Here is a 23,263-nt window from a genome sequence, read left to right as displayed (position 1 = left end):
AGCCTGTTCACTTGGCTAAACAAGTTCTGATTTATAAAATTTAGTAGATTAATGTGATAAGGTGTGTTATAATGTCATAGATTTGTTGAAATGTAAATAGTATTTTGATAATGAATGGTATCAATAGAAAGTCAGGTAAACATGAATTTATGTAGTATAGCAAGTGGTAGTAGTGGTAATTGCATATATGTTGGTAACACGAATACAAATATATTAGTAGATGCAGGAATTAGTAAGAAAAGGATTGAAGAAGGACTACACAGTGTTGATATTAATCCTGAAAAATTAGATGGTATTCTCATTACACATGAACATTCTGATCATGTATGTGGGGTTGGCGTTATGGCAAGGAAATATCATATGCCGATTTATGGTACGGTGGAGACGATAGCAGCAATGCTCAAGACAAAGAATGTTGGACGTATTCCTGAAGAGTGTTTTCGATATATACAGCCAGATGAATCTTTTATGATTAATGATATTCAGGTGAATCCTTTTGCGATGTCTCATGATGCAAGCAATCCGGTTTGTTATACTTTCGAAGCAGAAGGTCACAAAGTAGGGGTAGCAACGGACTTAGGTAAATACGATGATTATATTGTATCGAAGTTAGCGGATTCTGAAATCTTATTGCTAGAAGCAAATCATGATGAGAATATGTTGCAAGTAGGGGCTTATCCTTATTACTTAAAACGTCGTATATTGGGTGATAAAGGTCATTTATCGAATGAAAATTCAGGGAAGTTGATTCGTACATTATTACATGAGAAGATGAAATATGTATTCTTAGGACATCTAAGTAAAGAAAACAATTTTCCAGATCTTGCGTATGAAACGGTGAAGTTTGAAGTAGAGGCAGATGGTAATGAGTTATCAAAAGCTGTATCGATTCAAGTTGCAAATCGAGAAGTTCCATCCGAATTCGTATCTGTATAAAACTTAAGTGTATAAATAATGGTACAGTAACTGAACAGGTTACCTGTTTTGATAATATTATATAAACTGGAGGAGATTCAAGATGAAAAAAACAATTATTACAGTAGTGGGAAAAGATAGCGTAGGAATTATTGCGAAAGTATGTGCGTATCTTGCAAACAATAAAATCAATATCTTAGATATTTCACAAACAATAGTTCAAGGCTACTTTAATATGATGATGATTGTTGACATGAATGAAGCACCAAAGAAATTCGATGAAGTTGCAGTTGAGATGGAACAAATCGGCGAGGAAATCGGAGTAATCGTTAAAGTACAACATGAAGATATCTTCAATATGATGCACAGATTATAAGAGTCATAAAGTAGCGACGAGAAAGGGTTGAATCGTATGATAAACATTAATGAAGTAATTGAAACGAATAAGATGATTGAGCAAGAAAACCTTGATGTAAGAACAATTACGTTAGGTATAAGTTTGCTTGATTGTATTGATAGTAATTTAGAGAAGTTAAACAAGAACATCTATGATAAAATTACTACAGTAGCGAAAGATCTTGTATCAACAGGACAAGATATTGAGAGAGAGTTCGGTATTCCTATTGTTAATAAGAGAATCTCTATAACACCAATCGCTTTAATTGGCGGAGCAGCATGTAAAACATCAGAGGATTATGTTACTATAGCGAAAACACTTGATGAAGCAGCTGTGAAAGTAGGGGTTAACTTCATTGGTGGCTATTCTGCTTTGGTTTCTAAAGGAATGACAAAGAGTGATGAATTATTAATTCGTTCCATTCCAAAAGCATTATCTGTTACAGAAAGAGTCTGCAGCTCGATTAATGTAGGTTCCACAAAAACAGGTATTAACATGGATGCTGTTAAGTTAATGGGAGAAATCATCTTAGAGGCAGCTGAGTTAACAAAAGAAAGAGACTCGTTAGGATGTGCCAAATTAGTAGTATTTTGTAATGCTCCAGATGATAATCCTTTTATGGCTGGTGCTTACCATGGTGTAACAGAAGCTGATGCGATTATTAATGTTGGAGTTAGTGGACCTGGTGTTGTTAAAAAAGCACTTGAGAGTGTACGTGGTGCTGACTTTGGTACATTATGTGAAACTATCAAAAAGACTGCATTCAAGATTACAAGAGTAGGACAATTAGTTGCTATGGAGGCTTCTAAGAGAATGGATATTCCATTTGGTATTGTTGATTTATCGTTAGCGCCAACTCCAGCAATTGGTGATAGTGTAGCTGAAATCTTTGAAGAAATCGGACTTGAATACGCAGGTGCTCCAGGTACAACAGCTGCGCTTGCATTATTGAACGATCAGGTTAAAAAGGGCGGTGTAATGGCATCTTCTTATGTAGGTGGCCTTAGTGGTGCATTTATTCCTGTTAGTGAAGATCAAGGTATGATTAATGCAGTGGAAGCGGGTATGTTAACATTAGAGAAGTTAGAAGCAATGACTTGCGTATGTTCAGTAGGTCTTGATATGATTGCAATTCCTGGGGATACGAAAGCAACAACAATCTCTGGTATCATCGCAGATGAGATGGCAATTGGTATGATTAATCAAAAAACAACAGCAGTTCGTTTGATTCCTGTAATTGGTAAAAAAGTTGGTGATAGTGCTGAATTCGGCGGATTACTTGGTTATGCTCCAATTATGCCGGTTAATCAAGCAAGTTGTGATAATTTTGTTAATCGTGGAGGAAGAATTCCTGCACCAATTCATAGTTTTAAAAATTAGTTTGAAATCCATACAGTATATATAATAAACGTTTATATATGAGAGGAACTGTTAGATTAACTGCGATTAAGTTGTCTGACGGTTCCTTTTTTGCAAGGTCACCAGTATTAAATGGGAGTTTTAATTGGCGTCGTCGAGCTAGTTTCAGCGAATCTTCTTGAATTTTCAAAATGATAATAATATAATAATAAATAGATATACTAAGAGTGAAAGAGTTAGTAATATCTTTGAAAGACCTATGCATTGCTTAATTTCATTCTATTATGTTAGCAGTATCAGATGTTAGATTGTAATATGCATGGTGCAAATACGAATAAGCAAAAGATTGAGAGGTAATAAAATGAGTAACGTTTTAACTGAAATTGATTATAAGAATATATTTAAATACTTTGAAGAAATTAGTGCCATACCAAGAGGATCAGGTAATATGCAAGCAATTAGTGATTACTTGGTATCGTTTGCAAAAGAACATAATATTGAATATATTCAAGATGAAGTTTTGAATGTAGTTATGATAAAAGAAGCTACAAGTGGTTATGAAGATGCTCCAGCAGTGATTTTACAAGGGCATATGGATATGGTTTGTGAGAAAGAATCTTGGAGTAGCCATGACTTTGATAAAGATGGACTAGAATTAGTTATTGATGGTGATTATGTTCGCGCCAACGGAACAACTTTAGGTGCAGACAATGGTATCGCAGTTGCATATGCATTAGCTATACTTTCTGATGATACTCTAAAACATCCACGTTTAGAAGTTATCATCACAACAGATGAAGAAACTGGTATGGATGGCGTAATTGGACTTGATACAACACCATTGAAAGCAAAATATATGTTAAACCTTGATTCAGAGGACGAGGGTGTAATCCTTTGTAGCTCTGCAGGTGGTTTGAATGGTACTGTTACGTTACCATTGCAATACGAAAACGTAGCAGATGGAGGACAAGCTTTATTAGTCGCTGTTACAGGATTACAAGGTGGACACTCAGGAGCTGAGATTCATAAGAATAGAACCAATGCTAATATCATGTTAGGTAGAATTCTTATGAAATTAGGAAAAACAAAAGAATTTGCATTAGTGGATATCCATGGTGGTAACAAACATAATGCAATTCCTCGTGAAGCTGTTGCTACTATTGTTGTACCATCTAGCCTTGCTAATGATGTTATAACAACAATCGATGCTATTGCTAAGGATATTACGAATGAACTTGTTACAAGTGAACCGAATGCAAAAGTAGAAGTAAGCGTAAGTGATAACCAAGTTGCTAAGACATTTAGCAAAGACTGTACAGATAAGATTATATATATGCTTGTAACAGCACCATATGGTGTATTAGTAATGAGTTCAGATATTGAGGGATTAGTTGAAAGCTCTGTTAATATGGGGATTTTACGAGTTGTTAATGATACAATGGAATTCAATTTTTCAGCACGTAGTTCACTTAACTCATACAAGCATTATGTGTCAGATAAATTGGAGTTACTTGCTAAATCAATTGGAGCAAGTTATGTGATGGATGGCGAATATCCAGCGTGGGAATATAAGAAAGAATCTGGTTTCCGTGAATTACTTATCGATGTATTCAAGAAACAATATAACCATGAACCTGTTGTAACAGCAATACATGCAGGGTTAGAGTGTGGTATTATATCTGAGAAGATGGAAGGAATAGATATTGTTTCAATTGGACCAGACATGGCGGATATCCATACACCAAAAGAGAGATTAAACATTAGTTCAACAAAACGACTATATGACTATGTAGTTGCAGTACTTGAAGCGATTAAATAAATAGGTTTAACACTGATAAGTTAGCTCTAGGACAAAGTTCTAGAGCATTATCAGGCTTGTTAAGTAGTTTTAAAAGTGTAAGAGAGGAATGCGTGTGAAGAAACGACGACTATATAAACTGTTACTGTTTGATGTAATTGCACTTGCAATAATATTTGTTGCAGTTGTATGTATTCGATTGGATATTTCATTCGAAGTTCAAAATCACAAGGCAGATCAATCCGAATTATTATTCACACAAACACTTATGAAAAGTACAGAGACACTTGCAAAAGAGCGTTTGAGCCTCAGTGTAGCTGGTTTTAATAATAAGGATTGGTTGGTTGATGATGAGCGCCCATCACAAGAAGATGTAGTGGAAGAAAATACAACTGTACTTGATGAGGTACATATGGCAATTGCTGGTGATGTGTTGTTCTCTACCTCTCCGCTGAATAAGTATGATTCGGGGAATGGAATAACATCAATACTTTCTGCGGACTTATTAGATACGATGAATTCTTCCGATATAACAATGGTAAATTTGGAATTCCCTTTTAGTACAAGAGGAGTTCAGATGGAAAATAAGCAGTATACATTTAAAGCAGATCCCTCTAGAGGTCCTATTCTTAAGGAAATGGGTGTGGATATCGTTTCGTTAGCAAACAATCATACTTTGGATTTTGGAACGGAAGCTTTACTTGATACTATAACGACCTTACGGGAGTATAATATTCGATCAGTAGGTGCAGGAGAAGATTTAGAGGCAGCGAAAAACCCTTCTGTTATAACTATAAAAGGGAGAAACATTGCAATCTTAGGTGCATCGAGGGTAATACCCGTTACAGATTGGAATGCAACAAAATACTCACCGGGAGTTTTTACTACGTATGACCCGACTCTTCTTATAGAAGAGATTAAGTTAGCGAAGCAAAGTAACGATTTGGTTATCGTATATGTGCACTGGGGAATAGAAAAAGAAGAATATCCGAAGGAATACCAACGTACCATGGCGAAGCAATATATTGATGCGGGGGCTGACTTGGTATTAGGAAGTCATCCACATGTATTGCAAGGAATTGAGTTCTACAATGGAAAACCAATAGTATATAGCCTTGGAAATTTTGTTTTCGGCCATACAATTGAACGTACTGTCTTGTTAGATGTGACAATTGATGAACAGAATTTATGTAATATACGATTAATACCTTGCGAAACAAAGGACGCCTATACGCATACCATCACATCGGATGATAAAGTTCATGAGTTTTATTCTTATTATGAAGGAATTTCATATGGTATTAAAATAGATAAATATGGGAATGTTATAAAAGAATAAAAAACTATCATCTATTGACAAGATGTGATATAATGTGTTGAATATTTGTTTGCAATACATAAAAACATAGGAGTTATGAGAATGAGAGATAACGAAAATAATAGTGATTTTAATACATCCGAAGATGATATGTTGAATGACATAACAAGTTCGTTGGCAGATCAGATTAATCAAGAAATAGATGCTATGATAAGTATTTCGGATGAGGAAGATGAAAGCCCAGATGATTATGTAGAAACAAAGAAAAAAAGTAGATTTCCTAGATGGCTAAAGATATTATCAATTGTATTTTCTGTAGTAATGGTTGTTTCAATCGGAGGAATGTACGCGGTTAGTCACTATCTAGACCGTATCAACTATACAGACTGGAGTAATACAGAAAAGTTATCGGAAGAATTTGATCAAGATGATATAGATGGTCTTGATGTAGTGGATCCGAATAGTATTAGTTTAATCAGTGGAGGTTCGCTTCGTACGGATCAAGATGTTATTAATATTCTGTTGGTTGGTGAAGAAGCAATGTTTGATGGTGGCTCAAGAGGTCGTACAGACAGTATGATGATTGCTACAATTAACGTCAAACAAAAAGCGTTGAAATTAACTTCTATTATGAGGGATTTATATGTAGCCATTCCAGGATACAGCGATAATAAGTTGAATGCGGCTTATCATAATGGTGGAATGCCGTTATTAAAACAAACAATTGAAGAGAATTTTGACATTGAATTAGATGGATCTGTACTTGTAAACTTCGCTGGCTTTGAAGAAATTATTAACCGCCTTGGTGGTGTTGAAATTACATTGACAGCAAACGAAGCAGCTTATTTAAATCGTACAAACTATATCTCAAACCCAATTTATCGTAATGTAAGAGCTGGTACACAGACTCTTAATGGTAACCAAGCCCTAGGATACTCAAGAGTTCGTTATGTTAGAACAGAGACAGAAAGTGATGATTTTGGTAGAACGTCAAGACAAAGAACGGTATTGAACGCTATCTTTGATAAATATAAATCAAAATCATTACCAGAGTTAGTTACGATTTTATATGATATCTTACCACTTGTTACAACAGATATTAATAAGTCTACAATTATGGATTATTTAACAACTGTTGTTACACTTGGTACAACAGAGCTTGAAACAATGCGTATTCCTGTAGACAATGCATTTAGTAATAGTAGTGTAAGAGGGATGTCTGTATTATTACCAAACAGTCTACAAGATAACATTGATGCTTTGCACACATTTATATTTGGCTCAGAAGAGAACGCAACCTTAGGCACAGAAGGTGAATCTACGGGGGAAGCGAATCAAGGCAGTAGTAACACAAACGGAACAACTTCTTCTGTAGGTACTACCAATTCAACCAGGATGCAACCTTAAGATATAAGAGTTTCTATAGTTTCAATATACTATAGAAACTCTTTGTTTTTGCTCTTTGTTCTAAATAATTCTAATATACATATAATACCATGTATGTGGAAAGGACAGGGAGAGCATATGAAGAGAAAGAAAGATAAAATTCTGATTGTTGCAAGCATTCTAGTTTTAGCAAGTATTAATGTGTTTCTACTTAGCTATATACATACTACGTTATCCTATCAAAACATGGTTCGTAAGTTACATACTTTAGATGTGAATATGGAACTTTTCCGAAGTATGGAGTTCAAAGAGAATTCTCTGGAGATGCTCTTATCGGAGAATGACAAGAAACATCCCGACAAGATTGAAAACATTACGTTATCCATGATGCTCAATTCGTATTCCTGCACGAAGAAAGGCATATTTAAATATCAAAAGCTATCAGAAACCATGGTTAAGAAAGTGTGTGAAACACAGATATATCAAAAATTATATGAAAGATATAAGACAATCCTAACAGATATTCAGTATTTTCCTGTGCCGGAAGATCTAGATAAGAAGTATCTAGTTAGTTTTGAGAATTCGTGGGGGAATCCTAGGACATATGGTGGAGATCGAAGACATGAAGGAACGGACATTATGGCAAAAGAGAATATACGTGGAATCTATCCGGTGGTAAGTGTATCAGATGGAGTTGTGGAAAACAAAGGCTGGCTAGAACAAGGTGGATATCGTATTGGAGTTCGAAGTGAAAGCGGAGCGTATTATTATTATGCTCATTTGTATTCTTATGCACCTGACTTAAAGGTGGGGGATAAGGTCCTTGCAGGACAATTATTGGGGTTTATGGGAGATAGCGGTTATAGCAAAGTAGAAGGAACCACAGGAAACTTCGATGTTCACCTGCATTTTGGAATATACTATATGGAGGGTGATGAGGAAACAAGTGTGAATCCATATTATATACTTAAGTATCTTGAACATTATAAATTATCATATGCATTTGGTAAGTAATGATAAAATTATGAGGAAAGTTTACAACTTTTGTGTTATAATTAAAAATACGTGAAGAAAGGTAAGGTGAGGTCTATGGAGATACAATTGTGGAGGGAAATATTAGACCCATATGAACTGGCAGTCGATGAATTGGTAGTTAAGTTTAATCATATTATCTCAGAATATCGCAACGCAGGTGAATATTCACCCATTGAACAAGTAAATGGTAGAGTGAAGAAGATATCTAGTATCTTAGAAAAGGCACAGAAGAAAAAGATACCATTAGAGCATATAGAGGAACAAATTGAAGATATTGCAGGTATCCGTATTATCTGTCAATTTGTAGAAGATATAGATAAAGTAGTTGAATTAATCAAATTAAGAAATGATATGGAGATTAAGTCTATTAAAGACTATATTGGCAATAAAAAAGAAAGTGGGTATCGTAGTTATCATTTAATTATCTATTATACAGTACAGACTTTACAAGGTCCAAAACGTCTACAAGCTGAGATACAGATCAGAACGCTTGCTATGAACTTTTGGGCTACAATTGAGCATTCTTTGCAATATAAGTACAAGCACAATATGCCACAACATATTAAAGATAGGTTGTGGAAAGCGTCAGAAGCGATTATAATATTAGACCAAGAGATGTCATCGGTAAGAGATGAGATTATGGATGCGCAGAATTCATTTAGTATTAAGGCAAGTGTTGTATCGGACATCTTAACTAATATTCAGAATTTATATAAAGTAGCAAATCAAAGAGAAGTAGTAAAGATTCAAGATGAGTTTTTACGTATTTATCAAAGTGGTGATTTGGAACAATTAGAGCGTTTCAACAAAGAATTAGATATCATCTCAGAAGGATATCGTGCACAAAGTTTGAAATAGTAAAAGATTGAATATTTTATTAAATGATAGTAAATAAGTTTGCAAAAGCAGACGGTAAGGAGTTATTGTGGTATTACCTAAGAAATTTGAAGATAGGATGAAAGAACTGTTAGGAGAAGAATTCAATGAATTTCTACACAGTTATAATGATAAATATAAAACAGGTTTACGAGTAAATCGATTAAAGTTAACAGGTGAGGACTTTGCGGTAATTAGTCCCTGCCCAATAGAGCCAATTCCTTGGACAACCAATGGTTTTTATTATGATGGAAAGAATCAACCAGCAAAACATCCATATTATCATGCTGGTTTATACTACATCCAAGAACCGAGTGCGATGCTACCAGCAGCCTTACTTCAGGTAGAACCAGGCGATAAAGTTTTAGATGTGTGTGCTGCTCCAGGAGGTAAGAGTACAGAATTGGCTGCAAAACTTGGTGGGACAGGTGTGATGGTATCGAACGATATCAGTAACTCGAGAGCGAAAGCATTACTAAAGAACATCGAATTGTTCGGAGTAAGAAATCCACTTGTTATCAGTGAAGATCCTGCTAATTTAGTGAAATATTTCCCCGAATACTTTGATAAGATTCTTGTGGATGCACCATGCTCTGGAGAGGGGATGTTTCGTAAAGATCCAGCTATTATGAAGAACTGGGAGCAATATGGTGTAGAGTATTATAATAACTTACAAAAGAATATTATACTTTATGCCGCAGATATGCTAAAACCAGGTGGATATATGGTGTATTCTACATGTACCTTCTCACCTGAAGAGAATGAAGGAACAATTCGTTATCTGTTAGAGAACCGTGAAGGTTTTACAGTTGAACCGATAGAACGAGTAGAGGGGCTAGGCTATGGACATCCAGAATGGATTGGTAGCGATGATGAACAACTTAAGAATTGTATCCGTGTATGGCCTCATAAGGTAGAGGGCGAAGGACATTTTGTAGTATTATTAAAGAAAAGTGCCGATGTGGGAACTATTTCTTATACGGGATATCCGTTTAAGAAGGTGGATCTATCTGCCGAAGCCGAAGATTTTTTAAAACAATTAGACATTGATTTTGATCCAGATCGATTTGAACTTCGTGATGAAAGATTGTATTATTTACCAAAAGGTCTTCCTAATCTGAAGGGTCTTCGTATTCTTCGTCTAGGTCTATATCTTGGTGATATGAAGAAAAACCGTTTTGAGCCAAGCCAAGCACTTGCCAATGCGTTGAAGATTAGTGATTATACGAATATATTGAATATCTTTAGTGATAGTAAAGATGCTGTGAAATATCTAAAATGTGAAACACTTGATATGTCGGAAAATTATATTACTTGTAAAAACAGAGAAGAATATGATATACTAGTTGCCGCTAAGAAAGCAGGTAAGGAAGATATGAAAAACTGTTCTGGTATTCTATTAGAGAAGAAAAAGAAAAATACTTGGTTCTTAGTATGTGTAGACGGATATCCCCTAGGCTGGGCGAAATACAGCAATAATGGCATGAAGAACAAATATCTTGCCGGTTGGAGATGGATGTAATGAAGGAATTAATGCGTTTGGATAAATACTTAGCAGATATGGGAGTAGGAACTCGCAGTGAAGTGAAAGTACTTATCAAAAAAAGAAGAGTACAAGTAGGTAATGAAGTTGTTAATGACCCGAATCGTAAGATTGCGATAGGAGTGGACTCTGTACGTGTTGATGGTAGAGAGGTTTCCTATGTTCATTACGAGTATTATATGTTGAACAAGCCTGCAGGGGTATTGTCTGCAACGGAAGATAAGCATGCAAAGACAGTAATTGATTTAATAGAAACATCAAAGAGAAAAGATTTATTCCCAGTAGGAAGATTAGATAAAGATACAGAAGGTTTACTTTTGATTACCAATGATGGCGGTTTAGCGCATTCGCTATTAAGTCCTAAAAAACATGTAGACAAAGAGTATTATGCAAAAGTTGAAGGTGTTGTTACTAATGAAGATGTAGAAGCTTTTGCGAAAGGGCTACAAGTGGATGAAGACTTTAAAGCAATGCCTGCTAAATTAACAATATTGTCACAAGGTGAATTTAGTGAGATTACTCTTATAATACAAGAAGGTAAATTTCATCAAGTTAAGAGAATGTTTGAAGCTATGGGGAAAAAGGTAGTGTATCTAAAGCGTTTGTCGATGGGATCGCTACAACTTGATGAATCTTTGCAACCTGGGGAATATCGAGAGGTTACACAAGAAGAACTTGCGTTATTGAAGTAATTAGGCCTGTAGACAATTGTGAAACTCAATTTATATTTATCAAAGCTTCTTGGCTAACATACTATAACACAAAACACACTTTACACCTAAGTACTTCTTTATGTGTACTGTGAGTTTATACAGTAGATACGGAACCGCCATCGATTCGGCATCCTGCCTCAGCTCAGGCTGGCTCGGCATCCATGCCTCACCTTCCTTGGCTATTATGTACACATAAGAAGTACTAGAGGTGTTTCGTTATCGTTTCTTTGTTATAGTACGTTTGCCATGAAGCGGTTGATATTTTAAGAGTTTCGCAATTGCCGGGTAAGTGTATAGAATAGGAGAGAATAATGTTAAACAATATAAAAGCAGTTATATTTGATTTAGATGGTACCTTAGTTGATTCCATGTGGATGTGGAGAGAGATCGATGTAGAGTACCTTAGTCAATTTGATATTGAAGTTCCAAGTGATTTACAACAAGCTGTGGAGGGAATGAGTTTTTCTGAGACAGCACAGTATTTCAAAGAGCGTTTTAATTTACCAGATCCTGTAGAAGTAATTAAAATGGAATGGAATAAAATGGCGTGGGATAAATATGGGAATGAAGTACCTCTTAAGAAAGGGGTTATAGAATTTCTTGAGGAATTACGTAGTAGAGGGATTAAAACCGGTATTGCAACAAGCAATTCAAAAGAATTGGTGGAACATGTATTAAAGAGTTTGAATATTACAGAATATTTTGATTCTGTACGTACTTCTTGTGAAGCGAAAAAAGGGAAACCAGCACCTGATATCTATCTTTTAGTAGCAGATGATTTGCAAGTAGATCCAAAGGATTGTCTAGTATTTGAGGATTTAGCTCTTGGAATTATGGCTGGTAAAGGCGCTGGTATGCGAGTGTGTACCGTGTTTGATCCGTATTCCGAAGACGACAGAGATAGAAAACGTAAGCTTGCGGATTATTATATCGATACTTATTTTGATATATTTGAAGACAAAGTAGAGAAACTTGCATAAAAACACATTGATATGTTTGTCGCTAGTATAAAGAGTTATACAATTCCCTATGAATTGTTATATATAGAAAGGTATGTCATGATAAGAGATTATTTACCAATATCCAAAGAGGATATGAAGAATAGAGGAATAGAGCAACTAGATTTTGTTTATGTTACAGGGGATGCCTATGTAGACCATCCATCCTTTGGTCCTGCAATTATTAGTAGGGTTCTTGAAGCGAATGGATATCAAGTTGGTATCATTGCACAACCAGATTGGAAAGAGGAAGAGAGTATTCAGATACTTGGAAAACCTCGTCTAGGTTTCTTGGTAAGTGCAGGTAATATGGATACCATGGTTAATCATTATACAGTTGCGAAGAAACATCGTAAAATGGATGCCTATTCACCAGGTGGTGTAATGGGTAAACGACCAGATCGTGCGACGATTGTATATTGTAATTTAATCCGTAAAGTATACAAGGATATTCCAATTGTTACAGGCGGAATTGAGGCGAGCCTTAGAAGACTTGCTCATTATGATTATTGGAGCGATAAAGTAAAACGCTCGATTCTTCTTGATTCAGGCGCAGATATCATATCCTATGGTATGGGAGAGCGTTCAATCGTTGAAATTGCAGAAGCGCTTGCAAGTGGGATTGCTGTATCGGACATTACATTCATTCCAGGAACGGTGTATAAGGCAAAGAATTTGGATTCTGTATATGATGCAGTCATATTACCAGATTACCAAAGTATCTTAGCAAGTAAAGAGGAATTCGCAAGAAGTTTCTATAAGCAGTACTGTAATACGGACCCATTTACAGCAAAACCATTGGTTGAGAAATACAAAGAGAATGAATATGTTGTACAAAACCCACCAGCAAAGCCACTTAACCAGGCGGAGATGGACCGTGTCTATGCGTTACCTTTTATGCGTGATTACCACCCGAGTTATGAAGCGCAGGGTGGAATACCTGCAATAGAAGAATTAAAATTCAGTTTAGTAAGTAATCGAGGATGTTTCGGTGGTTGTAGTTTCTGTGCTCTAACATTTCATCAAGGAAGAATGATTCAAACTAGAAGTCATGAATCAATTCTACAAGAAGCGCAGCATCTAATATGGGATAAGGACTTCAAAGGCTATATTAATGATGTTGGTGGTCCTACTGCTAACTTTAGACATACTGCTTGCGAGAAGCAGAAGACAAAAGGTGTTTGTGTTAATAAGCAATGTCTATTCCCTACGCCATGTAAGAATCTTAAGATTGATCACTCAGATTACTTAATATTATTAAAGAAGTTAAGAGAATTACCGAATGTTAAGAAGGTATTCATACGTTCTGGTATCCGTTTTGATTATCTGATTAATGATAAAGACCATACATTTATGAAGGAATTGTGTGAACATCATGTAAGCGGACAGTTAAAGGTAGCGCCTGAGCATATTAGTGATAGCGTGCTAAAACTTATGGGTAAACCATCAAACGATGTATATGAAAGATTTATTAAAGCATACAAAAAGACAAACGATGAGGTTGGCAAGAAGCAATTTGTCGTTCCTTATCTTATGTCATCTCATCCCGGTTCTACTATGAAAGAAGCGGTAGCTCTTGCGGAATACCTACGGGATCTTGGTTATATGCCAGAACAGGTACAAGACTTTTATCCAACTCCATCGACTATATCAACTTGTATGTATTATACAGAGTTAGACCCAAGAACAATGGAGAAGGTATATGTACCAAAGAATCCACATGAGAAAGCAATGCAGCGAGCATTAATTCAATATCGTAATCCAAAGAACTATGAACTTGTTGTAGAGGCATTACAAAAAGCTGGACGTACGGATTTAATTGGATTTGATAAAAACTGTTTAATACGCCCAAGAAACAATGACCGTTATGGACAAAATAATCAAAACGGACAGAATGGTCAAGGGAGAGCCAAGGGAATGGGTTCTGGAAAGAACACTGTTTCAGGTAAAGGAGCAAAAGGTGGATCAAATGGTAATTCCATTGGTAAACCTAAGAAGAAAAAAGCCATTCGTAATGTTCATAAAGCAAAGAAGTAATTGATTGATATATTTTTTGAAAAGAATGTTATCTGAGGATATTTTAACGAATGCATGATTTGCATTATATGAGATAGCCTTGACGTAACAAGAATAGATACACTAGCAGGGGGAAGGATACGTGGATAAGGGGACACACGGATATATTAAGTACAAGAAGAATAAACAATTACGAGATACAATAAGTATTGCACTTGTAGGCATAATTATCTTTGTTATAGGATATCTTTTGAATGATAATTCAAAAAACAATGTATTTACAATACTTGCAATCTTATTGGCATTGCCCGGTGCTAAGATGTTGGTCGGTTATATTGTAGTTGCACCTTATCAATCTATGAATGATAAAGAATATGAACAAGTTTGTAAGGTTATATCTCCTAGTATCGCAATGATATCTGATTTAGTAATTACTTCTCCTGATAAAGTAATGAATCTTGACGTTGTTGTTGTGGATGATTATCAAGTCATTGCATTACTGGGTAAGCAAGGACAAGACATATCTTATATTCAGACGTATCTAATGAGAACAATTAAAAATCAAGGGTATTCCTTTGAAGTAAAAGTTCTGACTGATTTTAGTGAATTCCTATTACGGGTGAAGACACTTGTTACCTCCAAAGAGCAGGTTCCAGCTAAAGAAGAACAAGATGGTGAGGACACTAACAATAGCGAACGAGATGAGATTATTAACTTATTGAAAACTTTGAATGTGTAAAAGTAAAGATTATGGAGTAAATAGCAATGCAAAGTATAATTGTATCAAAAAATGAGGCAAATCAAAGACTTGATAAGTTGCTTGCCAAATATCTGAATAAAGCGCCAAAGAGTTTCCTATATAAGATGCTTCGCAAGAAGAACATTACTTTGAATGGAAAGAAAGCGGATGGCAGCGAGAAATTATCGGAATGTGATGAAATCAAACTATTCTTAGCAGATGAGACAATAGAAAAGTTTAGTGAAGTATCAGTAGACGAAGTTGAGGAAGAGATTGAAATCATCTATGAAGATGAGAACATACTATTGATTAATAAAGAAGTAGGAATGTTATCACAAAAAGCGGAACAGACTGACATTTCCTTAGTTGAATGTATTATCTCTTATATGTTAAAGAGTAACCAATTAACAAAAGAGGAATTAAGAAGCTTTAAACCTTCCATCTGCAATCGACTTGATCGTAATACAAGTGGTCTTGTAGTGGCTGGCAAGACTTTAATAGGGTTACAGACTATGGCACAACTTTTTAAAGACCGTACCATAGATAAGTATTATCATTGTATTGTTAAAGGGAAAGTTGAGCATCAACAGAGGATCGAGGGCTATCTATATAAAGACGAGAAAACCAATAAAGTTTCGATTACAGACTGTCATGTAGAAGGAGCTGATCCCATTGCAACAGAATATGTACCACTTAAATCAAATGGTACGTATACCCTGTTACAGGTTAAATTAATAACAGGTAAAACGCATCAAATTCGTGCGCATCTGCAAAGTATCGGTCATCCAATCATCGGTGACCATAAATATGGTAATCGCAGTGTGAATGAACAGATGAAAAAACAATTTTCTTTAGAAAATCAATTATTACACGCGTATAGCTTAAGATTTCCTGAGTTAGAAGGCGCTTGTAGTAATCTGTCAGGAAAAGAATTTATAGCAGCAAGACCAACAATATTTGAAAAAATAGTTAATACAATGTTTTAAATCTTACTTTTCTTATGTTTATAGAAAGATAAGAAAAATTACTTTATAAAAGAAATATGTTATGGTATACTCTGTTTGAAACTATAAGAGGAGGATTAAAGTATGAAAAAGAAGTTTGGTATCAAAGAAGTTGTAGCAATAGGAATTGGTACAGCCCTTTTTGTTGCTTTAACAGAAGTACAGATTCCAATTGGTATTCCTAACACATACTTGCAACCTAGAATGGCCGTATTTGCATTCCTTGCAGCAGTGTTTGGACCAATTGTAGGTGGAGTAGTTGGATTATTAGGACATGCACTTGGGGACTTAGTATTCTATGGAAGTGTTTGGTGGAGCTGGGTTATACCAGAAGCTGTAATTGGTTTAGGGATCGGCTTGATTGCTAAAAAGCTTGCCATTAAAGAAGGAGGCTTTGACAAAAAAGCGATTATTACATTCAATGTAGTACAAGTACTAGCTAACGCAGTAGCTTGGATTCTAGTGGCACCAGCATTAGATATACTTATATATGTAGAACCAGCCAATAAGGTGTTTATCCAAGGAGCTTATGCTGCGCTTGGTAATATACTAATTATCGGTATTTTGGGTACTTTATTAGCAGCTGGTTATGCAAAAATTGGAGCAAAATCATCAAGCCTAAGTAAAGAGGACTAGGATATGGAACCTATTATCGAATTCAAAGAGTATACATTTAAATATCGATCACAGGTGGAACCTTCTCTTCGGGATATTAATCTTAAGATATATCCCGGAGAGAAAGTTTTGATTGTGGGACCGTCCGGATCTGGAAAATCAACACTTTCTAATTGCATTAACGGATTGGTTCCATTTTCTTTTCCGGGTGATAGTAGTGGTAGTTTAACGATTGATGGGAAAGACCCAAAACAATTAGGTATCTTTGGTATGTCAAAGATTGTTGGAACTGTTCTTCAGGATACAGATGGCCAATTCATAGGATTAACAGTCGCAGAGGATATAGCCTTTGCACTTGAGAACGATATGATGTCTCAGGAGAAGATGCATGCAAAGGTAGAGGAAGTAGCAGAGATTGTAGATGTGAAGAATCTGCTTAATCATGCGCCTAGTGAGCTATCTGGAGGACAAAAACAGAGAGTTTCTATGGCGGGCGTTTTGGTTGATGATGTGAAAATTCTGTTGTTTGACGAACCATTAGCAAATCTAGACCCTGCTACTGGTAAAAGAGCAATTGATATGATAGATAAGATACAAAAGAATAGAGATACTACAATCATAATTATTGAACACAGGTTAGAAGATGTATTGTATCGTGATGTTGACCGGATCGTTGTTATTAACGAGGGTCAAATTATTGCAGATATGGAACCAGATGAACTGTTAAGTACGAATGTATTAAAGGAACAGGGAATCAGAGAACCATTATATATCAGTGCATTAAAGCATGCAGGATGTAATCTCACGAAAGATACGAAACCTCAACATATAGAGAATATGAAGTTAGATACCTATGAAGAACAGGTGAGAACCTGGTATGATTCTGCTAAGAGAGAGATACCAAAGGTTCGAGAAGAATCAGTTCTTCGTATAGAGAATTTAGATTTCTCTTATACAGAAGAAAAACCGATTTTACAGGATATAAATTTTGATATAAAAAAAGGTGAGATGTTAAGTATTGTAGGTAAAAATGGAGCCGGTAAATCTACACTTTCCAATCTGATTTGTGGTTTTTATAAACCGCAGCAAGGGAAAATATATCTGCACAATCAAGATATATCTTTACTATCGATCAAAGAAAGAGGAGAAAAAATCGGACTTGTTATGCAAAATCCAAATCAAATGATTTGTAAACCTTTAATATATGATGAAGTTGCATTAGGGCTCAAAGTAAAAGGAGTACCCGAACAAGAGATAAAAGAGCGTGTGTATCAAACCTTGAAAATATGTGGCCTTTATCAATTTCGTAATTGGCCTATATCTGCTTTAAGTTTTGGTCAGAAAAAAAGAGTTACAATTGCTTCAATCCTGGTTATGAATCCTGAGATTATAATTCTTGATGAACCAACTGCTGGTCAAGATTATAAGCATTACACAGAAATCATGGAATTCTTAAAGGAAATTAATCTTAGATTAGGTATTACAATAATTATGATTACACATGATATGCATTTGATGTTAGAATATACGGATCGGGCCGTGGTTATAGCAGATGGAAAATTGATTGCCGATGACACTCCTTCCGCAATACTTACTAACGAAGAGATTGCGAATAAGGCTTACCTTAAGAAAACATCACTTTATGATTTAGCAATACGATGTGGAATTGAACAATCTTCTGAGTTTGTTGATCGTTTTATCTATTATGAGAAAAAAATACGAAGTAACAGTAAGAAAGAAATGGTGTTAGATTATGTCTAAGATATTAGCCTATGAACAAAAAGATACTTGGATACACGAACTTAGCGGTGTAACTAAATTAATATTCTTCTTAATATGGAGCATAGTTAGTATGCTAAGTTATGATACAAGAGTATTAGTTGTAATGGTTGTCTTTAGTTTGGTGATATTTTATATGTCAAAAACGAAATGGAAACAAGTTGGTGCGGTTTTTAACATGATTATGATTTTCCTTTTGCTAAATATCATAGCTGTTTTCATATTTTCTCCGTATCAAGGTGTTAAGATATATGGTTCTAGAACGGATTTATTCCATATAATTGGTCCATATACCATGACGGCAGAACAGTTATTTTACGAAGGAAACATGATATTGAAGTATTTTACAATTATTCCTGCCGCGTTAATGTTCTTTGTTACAACAGATCCAAGTGAATTTGCAGCCTCCCTTAACAAAGTTGGAATTCATTATAATATCGGTTATGCCATAGCGATTGCACTACGATATATTCCAGATGTACAAGGAGATTTCACCAAGATAAAACATGCGCAAGAAGCCAGGGGAATTGAGATGTCTGGAAAGGCATCTTTGATTAGTAGAATTAAGAATGTAGCTGCTATTATATTCCCGCTTATCTTTTCTAGTATGAGTCGAATTGATACAATTAGTAATGCTATGGAATTGCGTGGGTTTGGAAAACACAAAAAACGTACTTGGTATTATGCAAGACCACTAAAAAGAAACGATTATCTTACTATAGGAGTTGTTGTTATATTTGCAATTATTGGGCTATTTATTACGTTTCATAATGGCAGTAGATTTTATAACCCTTTTTAGTTAATATGGGTTGACCTTAAGAAAAAAGACTATACAGAAAGAAAAAATTGATGTATAGTATAATTATTGAAAAATATGTAAATACAATCGCCAACAATAATAACTAATCTACAATAATAAAATTAATATACTTAAGAAGAGACTATAATGCATATATTTATAAAGTATGGGCAATGGTCTCTTTGCTATTATTAGAATATAGTATTGAAGGTGATTGTATTAGGAGAATAAGAAAGTTTCTTTATTCCATATGGGGAAAGTTACTATTTTTACTATTAGGATTGGTTATAGGCGGGATTATAGGAGCTTGTTTTATTGATATTAAAAGCTTTCCATCGGTATTGTGTATGATGGCCTGTGTAATTTTATTAGGTATCTTCATAACAATAAGTTTTGAGATTGATATGTCTCGCTTTATGATTAAGGCAGATAAGAAAAGACGTAGTATTATATATGTATACTGGGCCTTTGCATTTATAATATTTGCATTATATTACACAATGAATTACAAGAAGTTCAAAGTAACATACAAGACAAATATTTTTGGAATTGATCAGATGCAGTACATATATCTTGTGAATTTTGCTATATTCCTTGTTCTTGGAATATTAATCTATCAGATTATCATACAACAATATAGCATTAAGAATATAGGGAAAGGTGGAGTAGAGCTAGAGAGGATAGTTACCAATGATGGTTTAGCAGCATTAGAAACGAATACGGATATGGTAAGCAGTATATGTAAACAATTAGGTGCACTAGATGAAATTGTACAGTACTTGTATTATCAAGGTTATGTAGATGATTTATTACCATATACAGATTATGTGGAAATCCTAGGAAGAATATTACTTCCGTTATCAGATAATCATGATGATGTTATAATTCAAACATTAACAGAATCGAGTTACTTAGAGTATCTTAATCATGAAAACTCCTTGTCAGTGGGGAGGATTAGAAAAATTACGTATGAATTAGATAAATACGCGATTCTTAAAGTGGAAGATACCATACATATTAAGTATAAGCTTGCGGCATTTCATGAATACAAGAGTCACCCATATGTATATATTGTTGTTAAACTTGGTCCCTTGTATGATATTAAGATTGGTGAGCTGATTTATGCGTATGTGAAATCATTTGAAGCACTATATTCCAAATACGTTATGTTGCTACTAGAGGAAAGAGATGAATAGCTTAGAAAGGGGCGTGATGCCTGTATGGATGAGAGAAGATTAGAGAATTTATTCGCTAACCTACAACCAAGAGAGAATGGAGGGGCGAAGGAAGTCAATAAGGAGTTCATAATGGATAGTTACATACCAACTGCAAATGGCACCAGTGTGGTTGATAAATTACGGAATCGACATATCTATACATATAATAATAGGTAGTTTGTATAGGAACCATTATATTTGCTAAGAATATTATAGTAATAGTAAGTAGTTGAGGTGGTTCTTTGAACGATAATATGAGTCAGTACATCAATCTTGAGGGGTTTGTTAAAAGAGATAATTCGATTCGTATAATAATTCCAACTCGATTTATCGTCGAGTATGAAGCGATACAATCCCAAGGGAAAGGAATCGTTCAGGAATTATTAGAGAAGTATCAGTTGGAAAAGTAAGATATCAAAATTCTATAGAATGTAGCAAAAAGGTAGGATTCTAAGAGATTGTATTAGTTTTGGTAATACATCTCTTATGAGTCGCACCTTTTCTTTTTGTTCATTAAGTATAAGTTCTATTGATGTGAAAGTTGTTCTGCTTGTAGTAGATAACCTGATAATGGCTCAAGGCAGCCATATTGATAAGATTCAATTTAGGAAAGTAGAGCAGTAACTTCCTCTACTTCTGAAACATATTTTTTTGCCAGTCTAGCTTTGCCCAGGTTTGATTTAATTATTTTTTTGATTTCTGGGTCTTCAATCTTTGCATACTTCTTTAATAATTCAAAACCTTTATCAGGTAAATCAGCAACAAAAACGCTGATAGCATACTGGAGTCCTTTTGACAGAACCTTAAATTCATCGGACTTGCGGCTTGCTTTGTCCACGGTCAATATCTCCTTCAAAATATCATCACTAATTTTAAGGCTGAATTTGGCAATCTCTTTATTTGTAAGAATTGGTGGATGCGCTAGTGTTGCAATAAAAGCCCTCTTCTCAGCAAAATTTGAATTTCCATACAATTGTGAAAAATAATTTTTAATCGGGCCGAAATCTCTTTCAGCAATTTTCTGAAGGCCCATGGCAGCACCTTCTTTAACGCGCCATCTTATGTCATTCATAGAGATTTTGAATTGTTCCATGATAAGTACTTGAGTGTTTTCTGGGGCAAAACAGTAATATGCACCCAAACATAGGATACCGCAAAATGATAGAAATTCTCTCGGATTGTTCGTAGGTGCATCTTCTGGTGATATATGTACCCAATCCACTAACAAGTTCACTAATTCGTCACTTATATCTTTTTTCTCAAAACTTTCCGCAAATTTGAATGCTAAAGTTAGATTACCTCGAGGTCCGGGAAGATTAGAATTAGTGGTCAAGTAATCTTCAATTTCATTGAATCTATCGGGAAATTCCAATAAGGGAATAATATCTTCAATAACACTATAACATTCCATTTGTGATTCTCCTTTACTTATTTTTTTAATATAAAAAATATAAAGAAAATAAAATTATTGAATTTATATTTAAAATCTCTTGCATAAATACTAATCTTTAAGGCGGTATATAGAATTTTTTAACTTAAAGTGTTGATTAACTTTTTTAAAGTAATACATAATTTAATAAAAAAAGATAAATATTATTTTCAACTAACAATGATTTAGCTTATTTTATTAAAAATAACAGTTTTTTCCTTGAGAGAAATTTTACCAACTTCATATCCGTAATCAATCGCTTCCTTTTTAAATTTTAAAAAGGAATGGTCTATTTCAATACCAGCGATTTCTTTAACTTCATCAAAAGAAAGCTTTATAGATGGGTTACCATTTGCTTGAACAGATCTCCATAAAGAATCATATTTACTCATAGTATCTCACTCCTTTTTATGTTGATATTATTTAGTTTATGTAATAAGTTTTAATTTTGAAAACTATTGCTTTTTAGATAAAATTAACATATTATGGTATTTTTTAAAACATACAATAGTTTTATGTAGTTGTCAAGATATTTTTAAATTCTTTAAGTTATAATTTTGTATTACTTAACTTGCCATGTCGAACAAATTTTCGTATACTATCTCTAATGAGAAGAAGTAAAACTTATTTAAAGGATTACAATAGTGTAAGATATAAATCCTTTAGAATACACAAGCTGAGGAGAAAAAAGAAGTTAATTCTTAAGCTTTGTATGTTATTAGACAGAAGTTACGAAAGGAATGATACTATGCCATCTTGGAATTCTAGAGGTCTTCGTGGATCAACGTTAGAAGAATTAATCAATCTAACTAACGAGAAATATCGTGCGAATCACCTTGCGTTGATTCAGAAGATTCCGACACCAATAAAACCAATTAATATAGATAAGACTACAAGACACATAACACTTGCTTATTTCGACCAGAAGAGTACGGTCGATTACATAGGTGCTGTGCAAGGAATACCCATATGTTTTGATGCGAAAGAATGTGCTAACGATACGTTTCCATTGCAGAATATACATGAGCATCAAATCGAATTCATGAAAGAGTTTGAACAGCAAGGGGGAGTTGCGTTCATATTGATTTATTATTCGAGTAAAGACTATTTCTATTATCTTCGCTTCAAAGAACTGCTTACCTTCTGGGAACGAGCACAGCAAGGAGGCAGAAAGAGTTTTCGATATGAAGAATTAACTCCTTGCTATGAAATCTCTACGAATAATGGAGTGTTTGTTCACTATCTCGAGATGGTGAATCAGGATCTCGCCAGTAGGTAGTGAAAGATATTATGAAGATATTGTGATCTAGCTTTTATGATATGAATC

General features: G+C 34.6%; 23 protein-coding genes. 21 read left to right on the top strand and 2 right to left on the bottom strand.

Annotated elements, in window-relative coordinates; genetic code table 11:
* The first annotated feature begins 141 nt into the window (after positions 1-141).
* The 20 genes from BUB90_RS05930 (at position 142) to BUB90_RS23420 (ending at position 20,917) form a co-directional block, all read left to right on the top strand.
* On the top strand, positions 142-936 hold the full coding sequence (locus BUB90_RS05930) for an MBL fold metallo-hydrolase (protein WP_073284514.1): 795 nt from the start codon (positions 142-144) through the stop codon (positions 934-936).
* An 82-nt stretch (positions 937-1,018) separates the two neighbouring features.
* Entirely contained in the window at positions 1,019-1,291 is a 273-nt protein-coding gene (locus BUB90_RS05925; RefSeq protein WP_073284511.1) for an ACT domain-containing protein, read from the top strand.
* 36 nt (positions 1,292-1,327) lie between these two features.
* Entirely contained in the window at positions 1,328-2,692 is a 1,365-nt protein-coding gene (locus BUB90_RS05920; RefSeq protein ID WP_073284508.1) for a PFL family protein, read from the top strand.
* A 340-nt stretch (positions 2,693-3,032) separates the two neighbouring features.
* On the top strand, positions 3,033-4,490 hold the full coding sequence (locus BUB90_RS05910; RefSeq protein WP_073284500.1) for an aminoacyl-histidine dipeptidase: 1,458 nt from the start codon (positions 3,033-3,035) through the stop codon (positions 4,488-4,490).
* 94 nt (positions 4,491-4,584) lie between these two features.
* Positions 4,585-5,808: a CapA family protein gene (locus BUB90_RS05905; protein ID WP_073284497.1), complete on the top strand. Its 1,224-nt coding sequence runs from the start codon at positions 4,585-4,587 to the stop codon at positions 5,806-5,808.
* Between the two features lie 81 nt (positions 5,809-5,889).
* On the top strand, positions 5,890-7,194 hold the full coding sequence (locus BUB90_RS05900; RefSeq protein WP_073284494.1) for an LCP family protein: 1,305 nt from the start codon (positions 5,890-5,892) through the stop codon (positions 7,192-7,194).
* 117 nt (positions 7,195-7,311) lie between these two features.
* The gene (locus BUB90_RS05895; protein ID WP_073284491.1) at positions 7,312-8,187 is read left to right on the top strand and encodes a M23 family metallopeptidase; all 876 of its coding nucleotides are present in this window, start codon (positions 7,312-7,314) and stop codon (positions 8,185-8,187) included.
* A gap of 75 nt (positions 8,188-8,262) precedes the next feature.
* Positions 8,263-9,066: a GTP pyrophosphokinase gene (locus tag BUB90_RS05890; RefSeq protein WP_073284488.1), complete on the top strand. Its 804-nt coding sequence runs from the start codon at positions 8,263-8,265 to the stop codon at positions 9,064-9,066.
* A gap of 67 nt (positions 9,067-9,133) precedes the next feature.
* Complete coding sequence (locus BUB90_RS05885) at positions 9,134-10,606, top strand: RsmB/NOP family class I SAM-dependent RNA methyltransferase (protein ID WP_073284485.1); 1,473 nt, start codon at positions 9,134-9,136, stop codon at positions 10,604-10,606.
* On the top strand, positions 10,606-11,319 hold the full coding sequence (locus tag BUB90_RS05880) for a pseudouridine synthase (protein WP_073284482.1): 714 nt from the start codon (positions 10,606-10,608) through the stop codon (positions 11,317-11,319). Before BUB90_RS05885 ends, BUB90_RS05880 begins: the two co-directional genes overlap by 1 nt.
* A 332-nt stretch (positions 11,320-11,651) precedes the next feature.
* The gene (locus BUB90_RS05875) at positions 11,652-12,320 is read left to right on the top strand and encodes an HAD family hydrolase (RefSeq protein WP_073284479.1); all 669 of its coding nucleotides are present in this window, start codon (positions 11,652-11,654) and stop codon (positions 12,318-12,320) included.
* Between the two features lie 78 nt (positions 12,321-12,398).
* On the top strand, positions 12,399-14,375 hold the full coding sequence (locus tag BUB90_RS05870; RefSeq protein ID WP_073284475.1) for a YgiQ family radical SAM protein: 1,977 nt from the start codon (positions 12,399-12,401) through the stop codon (positions 14,373-14,375).
* A 121-nt stretch (positions 14,376-14,496) separates the two neighbouring features.
* Positions 14,497-15,093, top strand: a complete 597-nt coding sequence (locus BUB90_RS05865; protein ID WP_073284471.1) for a hypothetical protein — start codon at positions 14,497-14,499, stop codon at positions 15,091-15,093.
* A 26-nt stretch (positions 15,094-15,119) separates the two neighbouring features.
* A complete protein-coding gene (locus BUB90_RS05860) occupies positions 15,120-16,079 on the top strand; it encodes an RluA family pseudouridine synthase (RefSeq protein WP_073284468.1) in 960 nt (319 codons plus the stop codon).
* A 102-nt stretch (positions 16,080-16,181) separates the two neighbouring features.
* Complete coding sequence (locus tag BUB90_RS23220) at positions 16,182-16,733, top strand: ECF-type riboflavin transporter substrate-binding protein (protein ID WP_139241707.1); 552 nt, start codon at positions 16,182-16,184, stop codon at positions 16,731-16,733.
* A gap of 3 nt (positions 16,734-16,736) precedes the next feature.
* Positions 16,737-18,473, top strand: coding sequence for an ABC transporter ATP-binding protein (locus tag BUB90_RS05855; protein WP_139241706.1), 1,737 nt, complete (start codon positions 16,737-16,739; stop codon positions 18,471-18,473).
* The gene (locus tag BUB90_RS05850) at positions 18,466-19,290 is read left to right on the top strand and encodes an energy-coupling factor transporter transmembrane component T family protein (RefSeq protein WP_073284465.1); all 825 of its coding nucleotides are present in this window, start codon (positions 18,466-18,468) and stop codon (positions 19,288-19,290) included. Before BUB90_RS05855 ends, BUB90_RS05850 begins: the two co-directional genes overlap by 8 nt.
* A 182-nt stretch (positions 19,291-19,472) precedes the next feature.
* Entirely contained in the window at positions 19,473-20,486 is a 1,014-nt protein-coding gene (locus BUB90_RS05845; RefSeq protein ID WP_139241705.1) for a hypothetical protein, read from the top strand.
* Between the two features lie 24 nt (positions 20,487-20,510).
* Positions 20,511-20,684 carry a hypothetical protein gene (locus BUB90_RS23425; RefSeq protein WP_170865444.1) on the top strand — a complete coding sequence of 58 codons (174 nt, stop codon included), beginning with the start codon at positions 20,511-20,513 and terminating at the stop codon, positions 20,682-20,684.
* 65 nt (positions 20,685-20,749) lie between these two features.
* Complete coding sequence (locus BUB90_RS23420) at positions 20,750-20,917, top strand: hypothetical protein (protein WP_170865443.1); 168 nt, start codon at positions 20,750-20,752, stop codon at positions 20,915-20,917.
* 194 nt (positions 20,918-21,111) lie between these two features.
* Here the strand turns inward: BUB90_RS23420 and BUB90_RS05840 are convergent, their stop codons facing one another.
* Positions 21,112-21,918 (bottom strand): hypothetical protein, encoded by an 807-nt coding sequence (locus BUB90_RS05840; RefSeq protein ID WP_073284459.1) that lies wholly within the window; start codon positions 21,916-21,918, stop codon positions 21,112-21,114.
* 203 nt (positions 21,919-22,121) lie between these two features.
* On the bottom strand, positions 22,122-22,328 hold the full coding sequence (locus BUB90_RS05835; protein ID WP_073284456.1) for a hypothetical protein: 207 nt from the start codon (positions 22,326-22,328) through the stop codon (positions 22,122-22,124).
* 356 nt (positions 22,329-22,684) lie between these two features.
* On the opposite strand from BUB90_RS05835, the gene BUB90_RS05830 reads away from it, so the two are divergent.
* Positions 22,685-23,215: a Holliday junction resolvase RecU gene (locus BUB90_RS05830; protein WP_073284932.1), complete on the top strand. Its 531-nt coding sequence runs from the start codon at positions 22,685-22,687 to the stop codon at positions 23,213-23,215.
* Positions 23,216-23,263: the final 48 nt, after the last annotated feature.

This window comes from Anaerosporobacter mobilis DSM 15930, from assembly GCF_900142955.1.
Taxonomy (GTDB): Bacteria; Bacillota; Clostridia; order Lachnospirales; family Lachnospiraceae; genus Anaerosporobacter; species Anaerosporobacter mobilis.
Note: the sequence above shows the minus strand (reverse complement) of the source record. Positions and strands in the feature narration are given on the sequence as shown.